This window comes from Klebsiella terrigena (genome assembly GCF_006539725.1).
Taxonomy (GTDB): Bacteria; Pseudomonadota; Gammaproteobacteria; order Enterobacterales; family Enterobacteriaceae; genus Klebsiella; species Klebsiella terrigena.
The window spans coordinates 68,235-88,145 of record NZ_BJNO01000015.1 but is presented as its reverse complement, the minus strand read 5'-3'; the positions used below and the strand labels follow the sequence as shown (position 1 = coordinate 88,145).

The window sequence follows — 19,911 nt, the reverse complement described above, 5'->3', positions numbered from 1 at the left end:
CTTATTACAACTGTGTTAAAAACAGCGTCAGGATACTCTATATCCAGTGTCTTTCAAACTTTCGTTTGAAATCTACCGGTTATGGTTTTCGCCCGGTCGCTACAATGTACACTTCACGCGAACGAGCACGGGAAGAGTCCGGCTTACGAACTTTGACCTTCGTAAACAGGGAGCGAATTTCTCTTAGATACTCATCGAAGCCTTCGCCCTGGAACACCTTAACTACAAAACTACCACCTGGCGCTAATACATCACGAGCCATTCCAAGCGCCAGTTCCACCAAATACATGGCCCGGGGGATGTCCACCGCCGGTGTTCCGCACATGTTTGGCGCCATATCGGACATGACAACTTGTACTTTACTGTCACCTACGCGCTCAAGTAACGCTTTCAGGACTAATTCATCACGAAAGTCGCCCTGAAGGAAGTCCACACCAACGATTGGATCCATCGGTAAAAGATCGCAAGCGATGATGCGGCCGCTGTTTCCGATCTGCGTGACCGCATATTGCGACCAGCCTCCGGGTGCAGCACCGAGGTCAACAACCGTCATCCCCGGCTTAAAAATTTTGTCACTTTGCTGTATTTCATCAAGTTTAAACCAGGCTCGGGAACGTAACCCCTTTTTCTGTGCCTGGAGAACATATTTATCGCTAAAGTGTTCCTGAAGCCAGCGGCTGGAACTGGCAGAACGCTTTTTACCTGTCATTTAACATTCCCATTTCGGGTTCATCATACTTTGCGACGTAAAAATCGACACTGTAGTTTGGCGATATATGGGAGATGGCGGTAGAATGAACCGTTTTCAATCCCAACGTAAGCAAAAAAATACGATGAATCTGAGTACTAAACAAAAACAGCACCTGAAAGGTCTGGCACATCCGCTCAAGCCGGTAGTTATGCTTGGCAATAATGGTTTGACCGAAGGGGTACTGGCCGAGATCGAACAAGCGCTAGCGCACCATGAGCTCATCAAGGTGAAAATCGCCTCGGAAGACCGCGAGACTAAAACCCTGATCGTGGAAGCTATCGTACGCGAAACCGGCGCCTGTAACGTACAGGTCATCGGTAAAACGCTGGTCCTGTACCGCCCATCTAAAGAGCGTAAAATCTCGCTGCCACGCTAAGAATATCCTGAATCTCGACACAACTTTGTGTAAAACGAGGGATTTCTGCGGGTAGACGAGCAAAATGCCATGCTCTGGACGTTGATAAAAGGCCGCTATGCGGCCTTTTTCCTTTCTTTACAATCCATCAACAGCGTAGCGGGAAATACGAATTAAAGGTACTCAACCTTGATAATTTCGTATTCGACCTCGCCACCCGGCGTGCGGATTGTCACCACATCATCCTGCTCTTTACCGATCAGCCCGCGAGCGATCGGGGAGTTCACGGAGATAAGATTCTGCTTAAAATCCGCTTCGTCGTCGCCCACGATGCGATAAATCTGCTCTTCGTCGGTATCAACGTTGAGAACGTTTACCGTCGAACCAAAAATCACGCGGCCGTTATTCGGCATTTTGGTGATATCGATAACCTGCGCATTGGACAGCTTGGCCTCAATATCTTTGATACGACCTTCACAGAAACCCTGCTGTTCGCGGGCCGCATGGTACTCAGCGTTCTCTTTGAGATCGCCATGTTCACGGGCGTCGGCGATGGCTGCAATGATTTCAGGGCGACGAACGGATTTCAGAAAATCCAGCTCTTCGCGTAGTTTTTCAGCGCCACGTAAGGTCATCGGAATAGCTTGCATTTGTTATACCTCTTTATCATTCCTTCATGGAACGGATATCCCGTTCCGCAACCTGCCTGGCAAAAAGCAGGACAGGAGCAAAAAGAAAACCAACCCGGGAAACATTCCCCAGGTCAGCAGCAATTTTCAATTTGATACGTATTTTACCCTGAAGTTCACTATGGGTCATCGTTTACTTTACAGGGTGTTGCACCGTAGTATGACGGCTCGGTTTCAGGTTGTTAGCGCGAGATTATGCGATTTTCCAGATTTATCATCGGATTGACTGCCGGCATTGCGTTTAGCGCTCAGGCGGCGAACATTGACGAGTACATCAACCAGCTTCCTGCGGGTGCTAACCTCGCCTTTATGGCGCAAAAGGTCGGCTCCCCTACGCCGGAGATAGACTTTCACAGCCAGCAAATGGCGCTACCGGCCAGTACTCAGAAGGTGATCACCGCGCTGGCTGCCCTGCTCCAGCTGGGGCCAGACTTCCGTTTCACCACCACCCTGGAAACCAAAGGTACCCTCGACGGTGGCGTGCTGAAAGGTGACCTGATTGCCCGTTTTGGCGGCGATCCTACGCTCAGGCGGCAGGATATTCGCAATATGGTGGCCACGCTCAAAAAGGCCGGCGTCCAGCGGATCGAGGGGAACGTCCTGATCGATACCTCGGTCTTCGCCAGCCATGACAAAGCGCCGGGCTGGCCGTGGAACGATATGACCCAGTGCTTTAGCGCCCCGCCGGCGGCGGCGATCGTCGATCGCAACTGTTTCTCGATCTCGCTGTACAGCGCGCAGAAGCCCGGAGACCTGGCATTTATTCGCGTCGCCTCGTATTACCCGGTCACCATGTTCAGCCAGGTCCGCACGCTGGCCCGCGGCTCTGCGGAGGCTCAGTACTGCGAGCTCGACGTGGTACCGGGCGATCTTAACCGCTACACCCTGACCGGCTGTCTGCCGCAGCGCAGCGAGCCGCTGCCGCTGGCCTTTGCCATTCAGGACGGCGCCAGCTATGCCGGGGTGATCCTGAAGTCTGAATTGACCCAGGCCGGCATCACCTACAGTGGGACTCTGCTGCGCCAGACGCTGGCCAACGATCCGGGGACCGTGCTGGCGAGTACTCAGTCCGCGCCGCTGCACGATCTCCTGCGCATCATGCTGAAAAAATCAGACAACATGATTGCCGATACCGTATTCCGCACCATCGGTCACGCGCGCCTCGGCGTGCCGGGCACCTGGCGTGCGGGTTCCGATGCGGTGCGCCAAATCCTGCGTCAGCAGGCTGGCGTCGACCTGGGCAATACGATTATTGCCGACGGTTCCGGCCTGTCGCGCCACAACCTGATCGCTCCCGCCACAATGATGCAGGTGCTGCAATATATTGCCCAGCACGATAATGAGCTCAACTTCATCTCGATGCTGCCGCTCGCCGGTCATGACGGGTCGCTGCAGTACCGTGCGGGTCTGCATCAGGCGGGCGTGGATGGTAAGGTTTCCGCGAAAACCGGCTCCCTGCAGGGGGTCTATAATCTGGCGGGCTTTATCACCGGCGCCAGCGGGCAGAAAATCGCTTTCGTGCAGTATCTGTCAGGCTATGCGGTACCGCCAGCCGATCAGCGCAACCGTCGAATTCCGCTGGTGCGCTTCGAAAGCCGGCTGTATAAGGATTTGTACCAGAACAACTAAATACAAAAGGGCCGCATCAGATGCGGCCCTTTTCGTGCTACCCGGCGATGTTCCCCGCTTAGCATTACGCTGCGGGGACCGGTGCATACCAGAATTAACGCTTGTAGATGAACTCAACGCCTTCTTCGTCGTCTTCGTCCCAGTCGTCATCCCAGTCTTCGTCGTCTTCCACTTCGATCTCAGCGCTTTCAAGCTGCTCGCGGTGGTAGTCATCCCACATAAACTCGACTTTCTCAGCCGGCTTATCTTCCTGCGCATGCACGATTGGGTTTTCGATGATAAAGGTCATCACGTCCCAGCACAGGTCTTTCACGCCCTGCTGGCTTGCCGCAGAAATCAGGTAGAACTTATCTTCCCAGCCCAGCGCTTCGGCAATGGTTTTCGCCTTCGCTTCGGCTTCCGCTTTATCCATCAGGTCGATCTTGTTGAAGACCAGCCAGCGTGGTTTCGACGCCAGATTCTCGCTGTATTTTTCCAGCTCACCGATGATAATGCGCGCATTCTCGACCGGATCGGAACCGTCGATTGGCTCAATATCGATGAGGTGCAGCAGCACGCGGCAGCGCTCAAGGTGCTTGAGGAAGCGAATACCGAGGCCTGCGCCTTCGGCGGCGCCTTCAATCAGCCCTGGAATATCCGCCACGACGAAGCTCTTCTCGTTATCCATACGTACAACGCCGAGGCTAGGAACCAGCGTGGTGAACGGATAATCGGCAACTTTCGGCTTCGCTGCAGAAACGGCGCGAATGAAGGTGGATTTACCGGCGTTCGGCATCCCCAGCATCCCAACGTCTGCCAGCAGCATCAGCTCAAGCTGCAGGTCGCGCTTGTCGCCCGGCGTACCCATCGTTTTCTGACGCGGGGTACGGTTGACGGACGATTTGAAGCGGGTGTTACCCAGGCCGTGCCAGCCGCCTTTGGCGACCATCAGACGCTGACCGTGTTTGGTCATATCGCCCATGGTCTCGCCGGTCCCCTGATCGATAACACGGGTCCCTACGGGCACCTTCACCGAGACGTCTTTACCACGCTTACCGGTACAGTCACGGCTTTGTCCGTTCTGTCCACGTTCAGCGCGGAAAGCTTTCTCAAAACGGTAGTCAATCAGGGTGTTCAGGTTCTCGTCCGCTTCCAGCCAAACGTCGCCGCCATCACCGCCGTCGCCGCCGTCAGGGCCGCCTCTTGGGATATATTTTTCACGGCGGAAGCTCACGCAACCATTGCCGCCATCACCTGCTACGACCAGGATCGTTGCTTCATCAACAAACTTCATTTTACTCTCCGTAAATCATTCGCCTGAGCGGGGGACTACTACAACCGCTTCATTTTTACGCCAGCGTCCCCAAAGACGATGACCAATGGCGGAAAACATCGCGCCCGCAACCACGACAAACGCACCGAGATAACCCAACAGGTTTAACATCGGTTTGACGAAGAAATCGGGCCAGGCAATTGATAATAAATCTGAAAATAACAGCGTAAACAGCGGGGTTAGCGTAATTAATGCGCTCACCTGTGCTGCCTGCCAACGCGCCATCGCTTCCGCGAGTGCGCCATAACCTACCAGCGTGTTCAAACCACAAAAGATCAGGCACGCCAGCTGCCAGTCGCTTAGCTGGGATATCACACCCGGCTTTGCCAGCGGCAATAGTGCAATCGTACATAAAGTGTACAGCAAAAACAGGATTTGCTGTGACGCCAGACGACGCAATAACACCTTTTGCGCGACGCCGTAGCTTACCCACACCGTCGCCGCAGCCACGCCAAAAATCACACCCCAGGTGTAATCCGTCAGGCGGGTAAAAATCTCTATCAGGCTGGTGTTGAAGAACATCACCAGCCCGCAGAGCAGCATTATCGCACCGATAACCTGGGTCCCGCGCATCTTCTCCTTGAGGATAAAGACGCTGGCGACCATCATGCCAACCGGGGACAGCTGGCCAATCACCTGCGAGGCCGTCGGGCTTAAATATTGCAAGGACGAGCTGAACAGAATGAAGTTACCGAACAGGCCGCCCGTTGCGATAGCCAGTAAAATTAGCCAGCGAGGCTTGCGGAAAAGATGCAGCGGCGGCAGCTTGCCTTTAATCGCCAGGATCGACCCGAGGCCAATACTCGCCATTAAAAAGCGATAGAACACCACCGTTGGCGGTTCCATCACTTCCAGAACCTGCTTCATTGCGATGGGCAGCGCACCCCAGCACATTGCGGTGGTGAGCGCCAAAACAATACCTATGCCGGCCTGCTGCTTCATGCCCGTTTTACCTGCGGAAAATTTTCCGGACTTCTAATGTAAAAAGCCCCGCAACACGTTGCGGGGCTTTAATCCGTTACCGGACCTCGAAAACCTTACTCAGCAACGATGCTGATATATTTACGGTTGTTCGGGCCTTTAACTTCAAATTTCACTTTACCGTCTGCTTTAGCAAACAGAGTGTGGTCACGACCGCAACCTACGTTGCTACCAGCGTGGAATTTGGTGCCACGCTGACGAACGATGATGCTACCCGCCAGAACGGTTTCGCCACCGAAACGCTTAACGCCCAGGCGTTTAGCTTCTGAGTCGCGACCGTTACGAGTTGAGCCGCCAGCCTTTTTATGTGCCATTTAAATCTCTCCTCAGGTCTTAGGCGCTGATGCCAGTAATTTTCACATCAGTGAACCACTGACGATGGCCCTGCTGCTTACGGTAGTGTTTACGACGACGAAACTTAACGATTTTAACTTTCTCGCCACGACCGTGAGCAACAACTTCAGCTTTGATTACGCCGCCCTCAACGAAAGGAACGCCGATCTTGATTTCTTCACCGTTTGCGACCATCAGCACTTCAGCGAACTCAACAGCTTCGCCAGTTGCGATGTCCAGCTTTTCCAGGCGAATGGTCTGACCTTCGCTTACTCGGTGTTGTTTACCACCACTTTGGAAAACCGCGTACATATAAAACTCCGCTTCCGCGCACCTCTTAATGTGATTTAGAGTGCGCTATAAATATTCACAATAGGGCGCGAATATTACGCAAAAGGCGAGCCTTTGACAAGAGCGATCGTCGCTCAACGCAGAAAAAAAACACAACTTTCACGCTAACGTTTATCTATGCCATTTTTTCAGTACAATCATATCTTCTTTTAATTCTATCTTAATCCTGCTGTGAACCCACCTGGATTCGCGGTAACAGGACATGTGGCCCGGCTTTTGCGATGAATTTAGAAAAAATCAATGAGTTAACCGCGCAAGATATGGCGGGTGTCAATGCGACAATCCTTGAGCAACTCGACTCAGATGTTCAGCTTATCAATCAGTTAGGCTATTACATCGTCAGCGGAGGCGGTAAACGTATTCGTCCGATGATTGCGGTCCTCGCGGCGCGTGCCGTCGGTTATCAAGGGAATGCGCACGTCACCATTGCCGCGCTGATCGAATTTATTCATACCGCGACCCTGCTTCATGATGATGTCGTTGACGAGTCGGATATGCGTCGTGGCAAAGCCACGGCCAATGCGGCCTTCGGCAATGCAGCCAGCGTGCTGGTTGGTGATTTTATCTATACCCGCTCTTTCCAGATGATGACCAGCCTCGGTTCGCTGAAAGTGCTGGAGGTCATGTCGAAAGCCGTTAACGTGATTGCCGAAGGCGAAGTCCTGCAGCTGATGAACGTTAACGACCCGGACATCACCGAAGAAAACTACATGCGGGTGATTTACAGCAAAACAGCCCGGCTGTTCGAGGCCGCCGCGCAATGTTCCGGGATTCTGGCTGGCTGCACCGAGGAACAGGAGCGGGCATTACAGGACTACGGCCGCTATTTGGGCACCGCTTTCCAGCTGATCGATGATTTGCTGGACTACAGCTCCGACGGCGAGCGTCTGGGTAAAAACGTGGGCGATGACCTGAACGAGGGTAAACCTACTCTGCCGCTGCTGCATGCGATGCGCCACGGCACTCCGGAGCAGTCCGCCATGATCCGCGGCGCAATCGAACAGGGTAACGGACGTCACCTGCTGGCAGCCGTTCTGGAAGCCATGGCCGCCTGCGGCTCGCTGGAGTGGACCCAAAAGCGCGCGGAAGAAGAAGCCGATAAGGCGATTGTCGCGCTTCAGGTTTTACCCGACTCGCCGTGGCGCGAAGCGCTCATCGGCCTGGCGCACATCGCCGTTCAGCGCGATCGCTAATCGCCCTTTCGACCCTTCCCGCGCATCGCGCGGGAAAGTTCCAAAAAAATCCTCCGTCGTAACCCCCTGCCCTGAACCTTGATGAATTCTGAATATTCAATCGATTTACTGGAACTTGTTAGAACTTTAATAAACCAGGGGTATAGTGACTCTGTCGTCCGCTTGGGGCGATCTGGAACCTTATCACCAGGAGAATTTATGGATAAGTTCATCGATTGGCACCCGGCCGATATTATCGCCGGATTACGCAAAAAGGGCACGTCGCTGGCAGCGGAATCACGACGCAACGGTCTGAGTTCCTCAACCCTGGCCAATGCTCTAACCCGGCCGTGGCCCAAAGGCGAGCTGATTATTGCGAACGCGCTGGAAACCACACCCTGGGCTATTTGGCCGTCACGCTACCATGACCCGATTACCCATCGGTTTATCGACAGAACGCAGATGATACGCCAGAAGAAAAGTGAGAAGTGAGTCGAGGTAATTCAGGATGCAGCCCCCGGACCAACGTCAGAGGGCTGCGATAGCAGCTTTACTCGCCTTTGACGCGTTCGATATTCGCGCCGAGCGCCTGCAGCTTATCTTCAATCCGCTCGTATCCGCGGTCGATGTGATAGATACGATCGACAATCGTGGTGCCTTCCGCAATACAGCCCGCCAGTACCAGGCTTGCCGATGCGCGCAGGTCGGTTGCCATTACCTGAGCACCGGACAGCTGGGCCACTCCGTGGCAGATCGCCGTATTGCTTTCGATTTCCGCGTGTGCGCCCATACGGATCAGTTCCGGAATGTGCATAAAGCGGTTTTCGAAAATGGTCTCGGTAATCACGCCGGTGCCTTCAGCCACTAGGTTTAGCAGCGTAAACTGCGCCTGCATGTCGGTCGGGAATCCCGGGTGCGGTGCGGTACGTACGTTGACGGCTTTAGGGCGATTGCCGTGCATATCAAGGCTAATCCAGTCTTCACCGGTCTCAATATCGGCACCCGCGTCACGCAGCTTCGCCAGCACGGCGTCGAGGGTATCAGGCTGCGCATTGCGGCAGACGATTTTACCGCCGGAGATTGCCGCTGCGACCAGGAAGGTCCCGGTTTCGATGCGGTCCGGCAGAACACGATAGACGCCGCCGCCCAGACGCTCTACGCCTTCAATGGTAATGCGGTCAGAGCCCTGGCCTTTAATTTTCGCGCCCAGCGCAACGAGGAAGTTGGCCGTATCGACGATTTCCGGCTCACGCGCGGCGTTTTCGATAACGGTGGTGCCTTCTGCCAGCGTCGCGGCGCTCATGATGGTGACGGTCGCGCCAACGCTGACCTTATCCATTACGATATGCGCGCCTTTGAGGCGTCCATTGACCGATGCCTTGACGTAGCCCTCTTCCAGCTTGATCTCGGCACCCAGCTGCTCCAGGCCGGTAATATGCAGGTCAACCGGACGGGCGCCGATCGCACAGCCGCCCGGCAGTGAAACCTGGCCCTGGCCAAAACGCGCCACCAGCGGCCCCAGCGCCCAGATAGAGGCACGCATGGTTTTGACTAAATCGTACGGAGCACAGAAGACGTCAACCGGGCCCGCATCAATCCATACCGAACCATTACGCTCAACTTTGGCGCCGAGCTGGCTCAGCAGTTTCATCGTGGTATCGATGTCTTTCAGCTTCGGTACATTCTGGATCTCAATCGGCTCGTCTGCCAGCAGTGCGGCAAAGAGGATCGGCAGGGCTGCGTTTTTCGCACCGGAGATGGTGACTTCGCCCTGGAGACGAGTCGGACCCTGAACACGGAATTTATCCATTGATTCTGTTCTCTGTTAAGAATTCATATACGCTGCAGGGAGCATCCCTACAGCTTAAAAGCCATTTAGCTTGCGATCGCGAGCCCACTCTTGCGGGGTATACGCCTTGATCGACAGAGCATGGATGCGGTTGTCGGCAATATATTCCATCAGCGGGGCGTAGATAGTCTGCTGCTTCTTCACGCGGCTCATGCCGTCGAACAGCTCGCCCACAGCAATAACCTGAAAGTGACTGCCATCGCCAGAGACGTGGACTTCCTGGAGGGAGAGTGCGTTCATCAGCACGGTCTGAATTTCATGATTTTCCATGGGTTCAAATTTTATCTGGTAGTGAAAATAGCCCAACATCTTAGAGGAAAGTGGCGCGGTCTTAAACAAGCAAAAAGCCCCATCGAAAATATTGATGGGGCTTTGCGGATAGCGTCAGCAGTAACACCCTGAAAAGTTATGGGATCATATCGGCAGGAAGGTTGTAAAGAGCGATCAGCGTTTGCAAATTATCGCTCTTGCCGATCAGCTGTGCCTCCCTGCCCTGGCGACGAATCAGCGCCACGAAATGCACCAGTAGCGCCAGGCCCGCGGTATCGACCCGGGTTACTGCGTTCAGGTCGATAGTCGATACGCCTTCAGTCACCTGTAGGCGGTCGTCCCAGAGCGGGACCAGCAGATCCTGGTCCAGCTCACCCTGCAGTGCCAGGCGCTCGCCGCTGCGGGTCCAGCTCAGCTGACCGCTCATTATTTTTTCTGTTCCAGAGTAATCGGCTGGGCGGAGATCGCTTTCAGCTGCGCGGTCAGGCCATCAACGCCTTTAGTACGCAGCAGATCGCTCCACTCGTTCTGCTTGGTGGTGATCATGCTCACCCCTTCAGCAATCATATCGTAAGCCTGCCAGTGGCCGGTCTGGGTGTTTTTACGCCACTGGAAGTCCAGGCGCACCGGCGGACGACCGTTAGGATCGAGGATCGTCACGCGGATAGGAACGATAGTCGCATCGCCCAGCGGCTGTTCAGCCGCGATTTGATAGGTCTGACCGTGATACATCGCCAGCGCCTGGCCGTACGCCTGCTTCAGATATTCGCGGAAGGCGGTAAAGTAGGCCTCACGCTGCGCCGGGGTCGCCTCTTTGTAATAACGGCCCAGCACCAGCGCGCCGGCATACTTCACCTGCACGTACGGCATCAGCTCCTGGTCGACGATTTCACGCAGATAGTTCGGGTTAGCCTGAATCTTCGGCTGCTCGTTTTTCAGGCGGTCGAAGGTTTTCTGCGCGGCTTCATCCATCAGCTTGTACGGATTGGACTGATCCGCTGCGGTCGCAGCAGTCAATGGCGCAATCGCCAGCATGGCGATCATCAGTAAGCGTTTAAACATATCGGGTCTCTCCTGAGTTAGTGCGTCGTGGCGGCAGGCTGCGCTGCGTCAGTATGACTTTCCTGGGCTGTTGGATCATCGCCAGAATTCTTATTGTCGCTGCCTTTACTGCTGTAAAGGAACTGGCCAATCAGATCTTCCAGAACCATGGCAGATTTGGTGTCCTGAATCGTCCCACCATCTTTAAGGATAGATGTCCCCAGCTCCGGGTCTTCAAAACCGATGTTCAGAGCCAGGTACTGCTCGCCCAGCAGGCCGGAAGTACGAATGGCCAGCGAGCTGGAGTCAGGAATATGGTTGTAGCTCTCATCGATATCGAGAGCCACCCGCGGCAGGTAGGTTTTTGGATCGAGCGTAATATCTGCCACCCGGCCAACGACCACGCCGCCAATGCGCACCGGCGACCGCGCCTTCAGGCCACCGATATTGTCAAACGTCGCGTAAAGACGATACGTCGGCTCGGTCCGCAGAGAGGTCACGTTCGCGGCCTTCAGGCATACAAACAGCGCCGCCAGCAGCGCCACCAGTAAAAATACGCCTACCCAGATTTCACTTTTTTTCGTTTGCATGAACTCAATTCCCAAACATCAGCGCAGTCAGCACAAAATCCAGCCCCAGAACCGCCAGCGACGAATGCACCACGGTGCGCGTCGTTGCCCGGCTAATCCCTGCGGAAGTGGGGATAGCGTCATAACCGTTAAATAACGCTACCCATGTCACCGTAATGGCGAAAACCAGACTCTTAATCAGGCAGTTAACCAGATCCATTCGCCAGTCGACGGCGTTTTGCATCGCGGTCCAGAAGAAGCCGCTGTCGATACCTTTCCAGTTAACGCCAACCAGCGAACCGCCCCAGATCCCCACCGCGACAAAAATAACCGTCAGCAGCGGCAGTGAGATGACGCCGGCCCAGAAGCGTGGTGATATTACGCGACGCAGCGGATCAACGGCCATCATCTCCATGCTCGAGAGCTGTTCGGTCGCACGCATCAGCCCTATTTCGGCGGTCAGCGCAGAACCGGCACGCCCGGCAAACAGCAGCGCGGCAACCACCGGTCCCAGCTCGCGCAGCAGAGACAGCGCCACCAGCATACCAAGACTGGTTTCTGCGCTGTAGGTGGTTAACACCAGATACCCCTGCAGGCCGAGCACCATGCCGATGAACAGCCCCGACACGATGATGATCAGCATCGACAGCACGCCAACGTTGTACAGCTGGCGCACCAGCAGCGGCGCGTGCTTGCGAAACTCCGGCTTGCCCACTACGGCGTTGAAAAGCATTAATCCGGCACGCCCAAAAGCCGCGGTGGTTTTAATCCCCCGATGGCCGAGCGATGCCAGCATATTTAGCAGCATCAGTCGTTTAACTCCCTATGCCTAATAAATCATGCTGATAGTCGCCTGCCGGATAGCGGAACGGCACCGGGCCGTCGGCGATACCATCAATAAACTGGCGAACCCGAGGGTCGGCATTTTCCCGCAGCGACCGGGCGCTGCCGTGGGCGACGATTTTCTTATCGGCCACAATATAGGCGTAATCCGCAATACTGAGCACTTCCGGTACGTCGTGCGATACCACGATACAGGTGACGCCCAGGGTACTGTTAAGTTCAGAAATCAGCTTAACCAGCACGCCCATAGTGATGGGATCCTGGCCGACGAACGGTTCATCGAACATGATGAGATCCGGTTCGAGCGCGATAGCTCTTGCCAGCGCGGCACGGCGCGCCATGCCGCCGGATAGCTCAGAAGGCATCAGCATTGCCGCTCCGCGCAGGCCAACGGCCTCAAGCTTCATCATCACCGTAGTATGCAGCAGCGCTTCGGGCAGCTGAGTGTGCTCGCGCAGCGGATAGGCCACGTTATTAAAGACGTTCATATCGGTGAACAGCGCGCCCGACTGAAACAGCATGCTCATGCGCTTACGTACGGTATACAGGCGCGAACGCGACATCTGCGGCACGTTTTCGCCATCAAACAGGATCTCGCCGCTGTCCGGTGGGATCTGGCCGCCGATCAGGCGCAGCAGGGTCGTTTTACCGATTCCCGATGGCCCCATGATCGCCGTGATCTTACCGCGCGGCACCGACAGCGAGATATCATCAAAGATCGCGCGATCGCCTCGAGAGAAGCTGATACCGCGTACTTCGACTAAATTCGCCAGAGTTTGGCTCATAAAATCATCCTTACAAAACATCCCTCAGGCTAAGCATGGTGCTTTCTTCCACCATAAACCCAACATTTTTACAGAATCTTACCCGCCTGGGTTAGCGAAAGCTGGCATTTGTTTTACTTTTGACAAACATAAAGTCAAAATTAAGAATTCGTTACGCTGCGTACGGACGATCAGCGAGGCGACGATTATACCTGAAGAAAGGACTTTAGATGCTCTTAGCGACGGCTCTGTTAATAATTGGTTTACTGCTGGTGGTCTACAGCGCCGATCGTCTGGTCTACGCCGCTTCAATACTGTGCCGCATGATAGGGATCCCGCCGCTTATTATTGGCATGACGGTGGTGAGTATCGGCACCAGCCTGCCCGAGATCATCGTCTCTGCGGCCGCCTCCCTGCACGGGCAGACCGATCTGGCCATCGGGACGGCGATCGGATCCAACATCACCAATATCCTATTAATTCTTGGCCTCGCCGCCTTACTTCATCCATTTACCGTACATTCTGATATCCTGCGCCGCGAACTGCCGCTAATGTTGCTGGTCAGCCTGCTCGCGAGCTTTGTCCTCTATGACGGCCAGCTCTCGCGCATGGACGGCCTTTTTTTACTGGCGTTAGCCATACTATGGCTACTGTTCACGGTAAAAATTGCGCGCATCGCCGAGCGTCAGGGTAACGACAGCCTGACCCGGGAGCAGATAGCGGAGCTGCCGCGAGAAGGTTCTCTTCCCGTCGCCCTGCTGTGGCTGGGGGTAGCGATGATTATCATGCCTATGGCGACCCGCATGGTGGTGGATAATGCCACCGTGCTGGCGAACTACTTCGCCATCAGCGAACTGACCGTCGGCCTCACGGTGGTCGCCATCGGCACCAGCCTGCCGGAACTGGCAACGGCGATTGCTGGCGCACGTAAAGGGGAAGATGATATCGCCATCGGGAATATCATTGGCGCCAATATCCTGAATATTGTCCTGGTTCTCGGGCTGCCGGCGCTGATCGCGCCGGGATCCTTCGCCCCCGAAGCGTTTACGCGCGACTATGCCGTCATGATGCTGGTCAGCGTAATTTTCGCCCTGCTGTGCTGGCGCCGAAAACGGCAGCCCAGCCGACTTGCCGGGGCGCTGCTGGTCGGCGGTTTTGTGGTTTGGTTGGCGATGCTGTACTGGGCAGCACCGCTCTTTGGTGAATGAATCGGGATACCATTATGTCGCAAAAAGATTTGCCAACGGATTTTGACTTTCAACGGGCAGGCCGCGAGGTCCTGGAAATTGAACGTGAAGGTCTGGCGCAGCTCGATCAATACATTAATGAAGATTTTACGCGCGCCTGCGAAACGATTTTCCGCTGCACGGGCAAAGTGGTGGTCATGGGGATGGGTAAGTCCGGCCATATCGGGCGCAAAATGGCAGCCACCTTCGCCAGCACCGGTACGCCGTCGTTCTTCGTTCATCCCGGCGAGGCGGCCCACGGCGATTTAGGCATGGTCACGCCGCAGGACGTTATTATCGCCCTGTCGAACTCCGGCGAGTCGAACGAAATGCTCGCGCTGATCCCGGTGCTTAAGCGCCAGCGGGTGCCGCTGATCTGCATGACCAGCCGCCCGGAAAGCAGCATGGCGCGCGCGGCGGATATCCACCTGTGCGTGAAGGTGCTGAAAGAAGCCTGTCCGCTTGGCCTTGCCCCGACGTCAAGCACCACCGCGGCGCTGGTGATGGGCGATGCTCTGGCGGTTGCGCTGCTGGAAGCTCGCGGCTTTACCGCCGAAGATTTCGCGCTGTCGCACCCCGGCGGCGCGTTGGGCCGCAAGCTGCTGCTGCGGGTCAATGATATCATGCACACGGGTGATGAAATCCCGCACGTGACTCTGCAGGCCACGCTGCGCGATGCGCTGCTGGAAATCACGCGGAAAAATTTAGGCATGACCGCTATCTGCGACGATGAGATGAACATCATCGGTATTTTCACCGATGGCGACCTGCGCCGGGTGTTCGATTCCGGGGTCGATATGCGTAATGCCGGCATTGCCGAGGTCATGACGCCGGGTGGGATTCGCATCCGTCCCGGCATTCTGGCCGTCGATGCGCTAAACCTGATGCAAGCCCGTCATATCACCTGCGTATTAGTTGCCGATGGCGACCGTCTGTTGGGTGTGGTACATATGCACGATCTCCTGCGCGCAGGCGTAGTGTAAGTAAGGATAAAATAATGAATAATGCTGATGCTCTGCTAGCGACCTGCTACGGACCGGTAAGCCCTGAATTTCTCGAACGCGCGGCGAAGATCCGTTTACTGATCCTCGACGTCGACGGCGTGCTGTCCGACGGTCTTATCTATATGGGCAACAACGGCGAAGAGCTGAAGGCGTTCAACGTACGCGATGGCTACGGGATCCGCTGCGCGCTGACTTCAGGTATTGAAGTGGCGATTATTACCGGGCGAAACGCTAAACTAGTAGAAGATCGCTGTCAGACGTTAGGCATTACGCATCTCTATCAAGGGCAGTCCGATAAGCTGCTGGCCTTCCGTGACTTATTAAGCAAGCTGGCCGTCCGTGCGGACGAAGTGGCCTATATTGGCGATGACCTGATCGACTGGCCGGTAATGGCAGAAACAGGCTTAAGCGTTGCCGTGGCGGATGCGCACCCGCTGCTGCTTCCACGCGCAGACTATGTTACCCGCATCAACGGCGGGCGCGGAGCGGTACGCGAAGTCTGCGATTTGTTACTATTGGCGCAGGGCAAGCTGGATGAGGCCAAAGGGCAATCAATATGAGTAAAACCAGACGTTGGGTTATCATTTTACTGTCGCTGGTCGCGCTGATCCTGATCGGCCTTAACCTGGCGGGTACGGACGATAGCGCTCAGCCGGAGGTCAATCCTGATGACCCAACCTATACCAGCGAGCATACCGATACCGTCGTTTACAGTCCGGAAGGGGCGCTTAACTATCGCCTTATCGCCGAGCACGTGGCGTATTTTTCTGCGCAAGAGCTGTCGTGGTTCACTCAGCCGGTGATGACCACCTTTGATACCAACAAAGCCCCAACCTGGTCAATCAAAGCGGATAAAGCCAAGCTGACCAACGATCGTATGCTGTATCTTTATGGGCACGTTGAGGTGAACGCGCTAAGCCCCGACTCTCAACTGCGCAAAATTACGACGGATAACGCCCGGATAAATCTGGTGACGCAGGATGTTACCTCCGATGACATGGTGACGTTGTACGGGACAACATTTACTTCCAGTGGCCTAAGAATGCGCGGTAACCTGCGCAGCAAAAATGCCGAGCTGATTGAAAAGGTTAGAACCTCTTATGAAATTCAGAACAAACAAACTCAGCCTTAAGATTGCGCTCGCCAGCGCCATACTGGCCGTCAGCCTGCCGGCACTGGCAAAGACTGGCGACACCGATCAGCCGATTCATATCGAATCCGATCAGCAGTCGCTGGATATGCAGGGCAATGTTGTCACCTTTACCGGTAATGTCGTCGTGACCCAGGGCACCATCAAGATCAATGCCGATAAGGTCGTGGTCACTCGTCCAGGCGGCGAGAGGGGCAAAGAGGTGATCGACGGATACGGCAATCCGGCAACCTTCTTCCAGATGCAGGATAACGGCAAGCCGGTGAAAGGCCGCGCGTCAAAAATGCGCTATGAGCTGCAAAATGATTTCGTCGTACTGACCGGCAATGCGCATCTGGAACAGATCGATAGCAATATCCAGGGTGACAAGATCACCTATCTGGTGAAAGAGCAGAAAATGCAGGCGTTCAGCAACAAAGGCGGGCGCGTGACTACGGTTCTGGTTCCTTCGCAGCTGCAGGACAAAGGCACCGATCAGCCAAAGAAAGGTAAGTAATTCGTTATGGCAACATTAACTGCAAAGAATCTCGCCAAAGCTTATAAAGGCCGCCGCGTGGTGGAAGATGTCAGTCTGACCGTCAACTCCGGTGAGATTGTCGGCCTGCTCGGCCCGAACGGCGCCGGCAAAACCACCACCTTCTACATGGTGGTCGGGATCGTGCCGCGCGACGCCGGCAATATTATCATCGACGATGAAGATATCAGCCTGCTGCCGCTTCACGCGCGCGCGCGCCGCGGCATTGGCTATCTGCCGCAGGAGGCCTCGATTTTCCGTCGCCTGAGCGTCTACGATAACCTGATGGCGGTACTGCAGATTCGTGACGATCTGAGCAGCGAACAGCGTGAAGATCGCGCGAAAGAGTTGATGGAAGAGTTTCATATCGAGCATCTACGCGATAGCCTCGGTCAGGCGCTTTCCGGCGGCGAACGTCGCCGCGTTGAAATTGCCCGCGCGCTGGCCGCCAACCCTAAATTTATCCTTCTGGATGAACCGTTTGCTGGCGTTGACCCCATCTCCGTTATCGATATCAAACGCATCATCGAGCACCTGCGCGACAGCGGCCTTGGCGTCCTAATCACCGACCATAACGTCAGGGAAACTCTGGCGGTCTGCGAGCGTGCTTATATCGTCAGCCAGGGGCATCTGATTGCTCACGGCACCCCACAGCAAATCCTGGAAGACGAGCAGGTTAAGCGCGTGTATCTTGGGGAAGACTTCAGACTCTGATAGGGTAGAGGTTACAGACGTTTTAGCCGGAGATATTAGCCCTGAATATGAAGCAAGGTTTGCAATTAAGGCTAAGCCAACAGCTTGCCATGACGCCACAACTGCAGCAGGCCATTCGTTTGCTGCAGCTGTCCACGTTAGAACTCCAGCAGGAACTCCAGCAGGCGCTGGAGAGTAATCCGTTGCTTGAGCAAACCGATCTTCATGAAGAGGTAGAAACGAAAGAAGTTGAGGACCGCGAGTCTCTGGATACCGTGGACGCCCTTGAGCAAAAAGATATGCCCGAGGAGCTGCCGCTCGACGCCAGCTGGGATGAGATCTACACCGCCGGCACGCCTTCTGGCAACGGCGTCGATTACCAGGATGACGAGCTGCCTATCTATCAAGGTGAAACGACTCAGAGCCTGCAGGATTACCTGATGTGGCAGGTCCAGCTGACGCCGTTCACCGATACCGACCGCGCTATCGCCACCTCTATCGTCGATGCCGTTGATGATACCGGCTACCTCACCCTGCGGGTGGAGGATATCGTTGAGAGCATTGACGATGACGAAATCGGCCTCGAAGAAGTTGAAGCGGTACTGAAGCGCATCCAGCGTTTTGACCCGGTTGGCGTCGCGGCAAAAGATCTGCGCGACTGCCTGCTGGTTCAGCTCTCGCAGTTTGCCAAAGAGACGCCGTGGCTGGAAGAGGCCCGGCTTATCATCAGCGATCATCTCGATCTGCTCGCCAACCACGACTTTCGCTCCCTGATGCGCGTTACGCGGCTGAAAGAGGATGTTCTGAAAGAAGCGGTTAATCTGATCCAGTCGTTAGATCCGCGCCCGGGTCAGTCGATCCAAACCAGCGAACCAGAATACGTGATCCCGGATGTGCTGGTGCGTAAGGTGAGCGAACGCTGGGTCGTAGAGCTGAATTCCGACAGCATCCCGCGCCTGAAGATCAACCAGCACTACGCCGCAATGGGCAACAGCACGCGTAACGACGCCGATAGCCAGTTTATCCGCAGCAACCTGCAGGAAGCCCGCTGGCTGATCAAAAGCCTGGAAAGCCGCAACGATACGCTGCTGCGCGTCAGCCGCTGCATCGTCGAACAGCAGCAGGCCTTCTTTGAACAGGGCGAAGAGTTTATGAAACCGATGGTGCTGGCGGATATCGCTCAGGCCGTCGAAATGCATGAATCGACGATTTCACGCGTGACCACGCAAAAGTACCTGCACAGCCCGCGCGGTATTTTTGAACTGAAGTATTTCTTCTCCAGCCACGTGAATACCGAAGGCGGAGGCGAGGCATCGTCGACCGCCATTCGCGCGCTGGTGAAGAAGTTAATCGCCGCGGAGAACCCCGCGAAGCCGTTGAGTGACAGTAAGCTCACCACCATCCTGTCTGAACAGGGTATCATGGTGGCGCGCCGCACCGTCGCTAAGTACCGAGAGTCTTTATCCATTCCGCCGTCTAACCAGCGTAAACAGCTGGTGTGACCCAACCGATAAGGAAGACACTATGCAGCTCAACATTACAGGACACAACGTCGAAATCACCCCGGCCCTGCGCGAGTTCGTCAACGCGAAGTTCAGCAAACTGGAGCAGTTTTTCGACAGGATCAATCAGGTCTACATTGTGTTAAAAGTAGAGAAGGTGACGCAAATTGCGGACGCCAATCTGCATGTCAACGGTGGCGAAATCCATGCCAGTGCGGAAGGGCAGGATATGTATGCCGCTATCGATGGTCTCATCGATAAGCTGGCACGACAGTTAACAAAACATAAAGATAAACTAAAACAACACTAATTGTCCGGGCGATCGTCCCTGCCAGCCGTCGGCTATTGTCGGCAGCTGGCAGAGAGCGAGCTCAGGTGAAATTATGATGAACAACGATTCAGCTCTACAACTGAGCAATGTCCTTAATCAGGAATGTACCCGTAGCCAGGTTCACTGCCAGAGCAAAAAGCGCGCGCTGGAGATCATCAGCGAGCTGGCAGCAAAGCAGCTAGGTCTGCCGTCCCAGGTGGTATTCGAAGCGATCCTCACCCGTGAGAAAATGGGCAGTACCGGAATTGGCAACGGCATCGCCATTCCGCACGGTAAGCTTGAAGAGGATACGCTGCGCGCCGTTGGCGTTTTTGTGCAGCTGGAAACGCCGATCGCCTTTGATGCGATCGACAATCAGCCCGTCGATCTGCTGTTTGCGCTTTTAGTGCCGGCCGATCAGACAAAAACCCATCTGCATACGCTGTCGCTGGTGGCAAAACGGCTAGCGGATAAAACGATTTGCCGTCGCCTGCGCGCCGCGCAAAGCGACGAAGAGCTGTATGAGATTATCACCGAGGCAGGAAGCAGCGATGACGCATAACGGGAGCGATAGCCTCCCCTTTATCGTACTGAGGAGAAACG

26 protein-coding genes are annotated in these 19,911 nt (G+C 55.2%); 13 read left to right on the top strand and 13 right to left on the bottom strand.

Going from position 1 to position 19,911, the window contains the following annotated elements; genetic code table 11:
• Positions 1–79: 79 nt before the first annotated feature.
• Entirely contained in the window at positions 80–709 is a 630-nt protein-coding gene (gene rlmE, locus RTE01_RS16875) for a 23S rRNA (uridine(2552)-2'-O)-methyltransferase RlmE (protein ID WP_041147401.1), read from the bottom strand.
• A 124-nt stretch (positions 710–833) separates the two neighbouring features.
• On the opposite strand from rlmE, the gene yhbY reads away from it, so the two are divergent.
• A complete protein-coding gene (gene yhbY / locus RTE01_RS16870) occupies positions 834–1,127 on the top strand; it encodes a ribosome assembly RNA-binding protein YhbY (RefSeq protein ID WP_041147757.1) in 294 nt (97 codons plus the stop codon).
• A 152-nt stretch (positions 1,128–1,279) separates the two neighbouring features.
• On the opposite strand, the gene greA is transcribed toward yhbY, so the two are convergent.
• Positions 1,280–1,756 (bottom strand): transcription elongation factor GreA, encoded by a 477-nt coding sequence (gene greA / locus RTE01_RS16865; RefSeq protein ID WP_041147402.1) that lies wholly within the window; start codon positions 1,754–1,756, stop codon positions 1,280–1,282.
• 234 nt (positions 1,757–1,990) lie between these two features.
• Here greA and dacB point away from each other — a divergent pair, with 234 nt between their 5' ends.
• Positions 1,991–3,424 carry a serine-type D-Ala-D-Ala carboxypeptidase gene (gene dacB, locus RTE01_RS16860; RefSeq protein ID WP_041147403.1) on the top strand — a complete coding sequence of 478 codons (1,434 nt, stop codon included), beginning with the start codon at positions 1,991–1,993 and terminating at the stop codon, positions 3,422–3,424.
• 94 nt (positions 3,425–3,518) lie between these two features.
• Here the strand turns inward: dacB and cgtA are convergent, their stop codons facing one another.
• The 4 genes from cgtA to rplU form a co-directional block, all read right to left on the bottom strand.
• Positions 3,519–4,697, bottom strand: coding sequence for an Obg family GTPase CgtA (gene cgtA / locus RTE01_RS16855; protein WP_041147404.1), 1,179 nt, complete (start codon positions 4,695–4,697; stop codon positions 3,519–3,521).
• Positions 4,698–4,712: 15 nt separating this feature from the next.
• The gene (locus RTE01_RS16850; protein ID WP_041147405.1) at positions 4,713–5,678 is read right to left on the bottom strand and encodes a DMT family transporter; all 966 of its coding nucleotides are present in this window, start codon (positions 5,676–5,678) and stop codon (positions 4,713–4,715) included.
• A gap of 95 nt (positions 5,679–5,773) precedes the next feature.
• Positions 5,774–6,031: a 50S ribosomal protein L27 gene (gene rpmA, locus RTE01_RS16845; RefSeq protein WP_041147406.1), complete on the bottom strand. Its 258-nt coding sequence runs from the start codon at positions 6,029–6,031 to the stop codon at positions 5,774–5,776.
• 19 nt (positions 6,032–6,050) lie between these two features.
• The gene (rplU, locus tag RTE01_RS16840; RefSeq protein ID WP_041147407.1) at positions 6,051–6,362 is read right to left on the bottom strand and encodes a 50S ribosomal protein L21; all 312 of its coding nucleotides are present in this window, start codon (positions 6,360–6,362) and stop codon (positions 6,051–6,053) included.
• 260 nt (positions 6,363–6,622) lie between these two features.
• Here rplU and ispB point away from each other — a divergent pair, with 260 nt between their 5' ends.
• Entirely contained in the window at positions 6,623–7,594 is a 972-nt protein-coding gene (gene ispB, locus RTE01_RS16835) for an octaprenyl diphosphate synthase (protein ID WP_041147408.1), read from the top strand.
• Between the two features lie 198 nt (positions 7,595–7,792).
• The gene (gene sfsB, locus RTE01_RS16830) at positions 7,793–8,065 is read left to right on the top strand and encodes a DNA-binding transcriptional regulator SfsB (protein ID WP_041147409.1); all 273 of its coding nucleotides are present in this window, start codon (positions 7,793–7,795) and stop codon (positions 8,063–8,065) included.
• Between the two features lie 58 nt (positions 8,066–8,123).
• Here the strand turns inward: sfsB and murA are convergent, their stop codons facing one another.
• From murA to mlaF, 7 genes are all read right to left on the bottom strand, one after another.
• Entirely contained in the window at positions 8,124–9,383 is a 1,260-nt protein-coding gene (gene murA, locus RTE01_RS16825; protein WP_041147410.1) for a UDP-N-acetylglucosamine 1-carboxyvinyltransferase, read from the bottom strand.
• A 54-nt stretch (positions 9,384–9,437) separates the two neighbouring features.
• Positions 9,438–9,692 (bottom strand): BolA family iron metabolism protein IbaG, encoded by a 255-nt coding sequence (ibaG, locus tag RTE01_RS16820; protein ID WP_041147411.1) that lies wholly within the window; start codon positions 9,690–9,692, stop codon positions 9,438–9,440.
• 136 nt (positions 9,693–9,828) lie between these two features.
• A complete protein-coding gene (mlaB, locus tag RTE01_RS16815; RefSeq protein WP_041147412.1) occupies positions 9,829–10,119 on the bottom strand; it encodes a lipid asymmetry maintenance protein MlaB in 291 nt (96 codons plus the stop codon).
• On the bottom strand, positions 10,119–10,754 hold the full coding sequence (gene mlaC, locus RTE01_RS16810) for a phospholipid-binding protein MlaC (RefSeq protein ID WP_041147413.1): 636 nt from the start codon (positions 10,752–10,754) through the stop codon (positions 10,119–10,121). The genes mlaB and mlaC overlap by 1 nt, the downstream gene beginning before the upstream one ends.
• Before the next feature lie 17 nt (positions 10,755–10,771).
• Complete coding sequence (mlaD, locus tag RTE01_RS16805) at positions 10,772–11,323, bottom strand: outer membrane lipid asymmetry maintenance protein MlaD (protein ID WP_041147758.1); 552 nt, start codon at positions 11,321–11,323, stop codon at positions 10,772–10,774.
• 4 nt (positions 11,324–11,327) lie between these two features.
• Positions 11,328–12,110, bottom strand: coding sequence for a lipid asymmetry maintenance ABC transporter permease subunit MlaE (gene mlaE, locus RTE01_RS16800; RefSeq protein WP_041147414.1), 783 nt, complete (start codon positions 12,108–12,110; stop codon positions 11,328–11,330).
• A gap of 7 nt (positions 12,111–12,117) precedes the next feature.
• On the bottom strand, positions 12,118–12,930 hold the full coding sequence (gene mlaF, locus RTE01_RS16795) for a phospholipid ABC transporter ATP-binding protein MlaF (RefSeq protein ID WP_041147415.1): 813 nt from the start codon (positions 12,928–12,930) through the stop codon (positions 12,118–12,120).
• Positions 12,931–13,139: 209 nt separating this feature from the next.
• On the opposite strand from mlaF, the gene RTE01_RS16790 reads away from it, so the two are divergent.
• From RTE01_RS16790 to ptsN, 9 genes are all read left to right on the top strand, one after another.
• Positions 13,140–14,117: a calcium/sodium antiporter gene (locus RTE01_RS16790; protein WP_041147416.1), complete on the top strand. Its 978-nt coding sequence runs from the start codon at positions 13,140–13,142 to the stop codon at positions 14,115–14,117.
• Entirely contained in the window at positions 14,114–15,118 is a 1,005-nt protein-coding gene (gene kdsD, locus RTE01_RS16785; protein ID WP_166793758.1) for an arabinose-5-phosphate isomerase KdsD, read from the top strand. The genes RTE01_RS16790 and kdsD overlap by 4 nt, the downstream gene beginning before the upstream one ends.
• Before the next feature lie 14 nt (positions 15,119–15,132).
• Positions 15,133–15,699, top strand: a complete 567-nt coding sequence (gene kdsC / locus RTE01_RS16780; protein ID WP_041147417.1) for a 3-deoxy-manno-octulosonate-8-phosphatase KdsC — start codon at positions 15,133–15,135, stop codon at positions 15,697–15,699.
• A complete protein-coding gene (gene lptC, locus RTE01_RS16775; protein ID WP_041147418.1) occupies positions 15,696–16,271 on the top strand; it encodes an LPS export ABC transporter periplasmic protein LptC in 576 nt (191 codons plus the stop codon). The genes kdsC and lptC overlap by 4 nt, the downstream gene beginning before the upstream one ends.
• Complete coding sequence (lptA, locus tag RTE01_RS16770; protein WP_134527893.1) at positions 16,240–16,785, top strand: lipopolysaccharide ABC transporter substrate-binding protein LptA; 546 nt, start codon at positions 16,240–16,242, stop codon at positions 16,783–16,785. Before lptC ends, lptA begins: the two co-directional genes overlap by 32 nt.
• Positions 16,786–16,791: 6 nt before the next feature.
• Positions 16,792–17,517, top strand: a complete 726-nt coding sequence (lptB, locus tag RTE01_RS16765) for an LPS export ABC transporter ATP-binding protein (RefSeq protein WP_004206203.1) — start codon at positions 16,792–16,794, stop codon at positions 17,515–17,517.
• Positions 17,518–17,564: 47 nt separating this feature from the next.
• Positions 17,565–18,998: an RNA polymerase factor sigma-54 gene (rpoN, locus tag RTE01_RS16760; RefSeq protein WP_041147420.1), complete on the top strand. Its 1,434-nt coding sequence runs from the start codon at positions 17,565–17,567 to the stop codon at positions 18,996–18,998.
• 22 nt (positions 18,999–19,020) lie between these two features.
• On the top strand, positions 19,021–19,308 hold the full coding sequence (gene hpf, locus RTE01_RS16755) for a ribosome hibernation promoting factor (RefSeq protein WP_004868168.1): 288 nt from the start codon (positions 19,021–19,023) through the stop codon (positions 19,306–19,308).
• 73 nt (positions 19,309–19,381) lie between these two features.
• Positions 19,382–19,870, top strand: a complete 489-nt coding sequence (gene ptsN / locus RTE01_RS16750; protein WP_041147421.1) for a PTS IIA-like nitrogen regulatory protein PtsN — start codon at positions 19,382–19,384, stop codon at positions 19,868–19,870.
• The last annotated feature ends 41 nt before the right edge of the window (positions 19,871–19,911 follow it).

Excerpts from the sequence above, each read along its gene's own strand:
- rlmE (WP_041147401.1), bottom strand. The coding sequence starts at position 709 with ATGACAGGTAAAAAGCGTTCTGCCAGTTCCAGCCGCTGGCTTCAGGAA.
- yhbY (WP_041147757.1), top strand. The coding sequence starts at position 834 with ATGAATCTGAGTACTAAACAAAAACAGCACCTGAAAGGTCTGGCACAT.
- greA (WP_041147402.1), bottom strand. The coding sequence starts at position 1,756 with ATGCAAGCTATTCCGATGACCTTACGTGGCGCTGAAAAACTACGCGAA.
- dacB (WP_041147403.1), top strand. The coding sequence starts at position 1,991 with ATGCGATTTTCCAGATTTATCATCGGATTGACTGCCGGCATTGCGTTT.
- cgtA (WP_041147404.1), bottom strand. The coding sequence starts at position 4,697 with ATGAAGTTTGTTGATGAAGCAACGATCCTGGTCGTAGCAGGTGATGGC.
- RTE01_RS16850 (WP_041147405.1), bottom strand. The coding sequence starts at position 5,678 with ATGAAGCAGCAGGCCGGCATAGGTATTGTTTTGGCGCTCACCACCGCA.
- rpmA (WP_041147406.1), bottom strand. The coding sequence starts at position 6,031 with ATGGCACATAAAAAGGCTGGCGGCTCAACTCGTAACGGTCGCGACTCA.
- rplU (WP_041147407.1), bottom strand. The coding sequence starts at position 6,362 with ATGTACGCGGTTTTCCAAAGTGGTGGTAAACAACACCGAGTAAGCGAA.
- ispB (WP_041147408.1), top strand. The coding sequence starts at position 6,623 with ATGAATTTAGAAAAAATCAATGAGTTAACCGCGCAAGATATGGCGGGT.
- sfsB (WP_041147409.1), top strand. The coding sequence starts at position 7,793 with ATGGATAAGTTCATCGATTGGCACCCGGCCGATATTATCGCCGGATTA.
- murA (WP_041147410.1), bottom strand. The coding sequence starts at position 9,383 with ATGGATAAATTCCGTGTTCAGGGTCCGACTCGTCTCCAGGGCGAAGTC.
- ibaG (WP_041147411.1), bottom strand. The coding sequence starts at position 9,692 with ATGGAAAATCATGAAATTCAGACCGTGCTGATGAACGCACTCTCCCTC.
- mlaB (WP_041147412.1), bottom strand. The coding sequence starts at position 10,119 with ATGAGCGGTCAGCTGAGCTGGACCCGCAGCGGCGAGCGCCTGGCACTG.
- mlaC (WP_041147413.1), bottom strand. The coding sequence starts at position 10,754 with ATGTTTAAACGCTTACTGATGATCGCCATGCTGGCGATTGCGCCATTG.
- mlaD (WP_041147758.1), bottom strand. The coding sequence starts at position 11,323 with ATGCAAACGAAAAAAAGTGAAATCTGGGTAGGCGTATTTTTACTGGTG.
- mlaE (WP_041147414.1), bottom strand. The coding sequence starts at position 12,110 with ATGCTGCTAAATATGCTGGCATCGCTCGGCCATCGGGGGATTAAAACC.
- mlaF (WP_041147415.1), bottom strand. The coding sequence starts at position 12,930 with ATGAGCCAAACTCTGGCGAATTTAGTCGAAGTACGCGGTATCAGCTTC.
- RTE01_RS16790 (WP_041147416.1), top strand. The coding sequence starts at position 13,140 with ATGCTCTTAGCGACGGCTCTGTTAATAATTGGTTTACTGCTGGTGGTC.
- kdsD (WP_166793758.1), top strand. The coding sequence starts at position 14,114 with ATGAATCGGGATACCATTATGTCGCAAAAAGATTTGCCAACGGATTTT.
- kdsC (WP_041147417.1), top strand. The coding sequence starts at position 15,133 with ATGAATAATGCTGATGCTCTGCTAGCGACCTGCTACGGACCGGTAAGC.
- lptC (WP_041147418.1), top strand. The coding sequence starts at position 15,696 with ATGAGTAAAACCAGACGTTGGGTTATCATTTTACTGTCGCTGGTCGCG.
- lptA (WP_134527893.1), top strand. The coding sequence starts at position 16,240 with ATGAAATTCAGAACAAACAAACTCAGCCTTAAGATTGCGCTCGCCAGC.
- lptB (WP_004206203.1), top strand. The coding sequence starts at position 16,792 with ATGGCAACATTAACTGCAAAGAATCTCGCCAAAGCTTATAAAGGCCGC.
- rpoN (WP_041147420.1), top strand. The coding sequence starts at position 17,565 with ATGAAGCAAGGTTTGCAATTAAGGCTAAGCCAACAGCTTGCCATGACG.
- hpf (WP_004868168.1), top strand. The coding sequence starts at position 19,021 with ATGCAGCTCAACATTACAGGACACAACGTCGAAATCACCCCGGCCCTG.
- ptsN (WP_041147421.1), top strand. The coding sequence starts at position 19,382 with ATGATGAACAACGATTCAGCTCTACAACTGAGCAATGTCCTTAATCAG.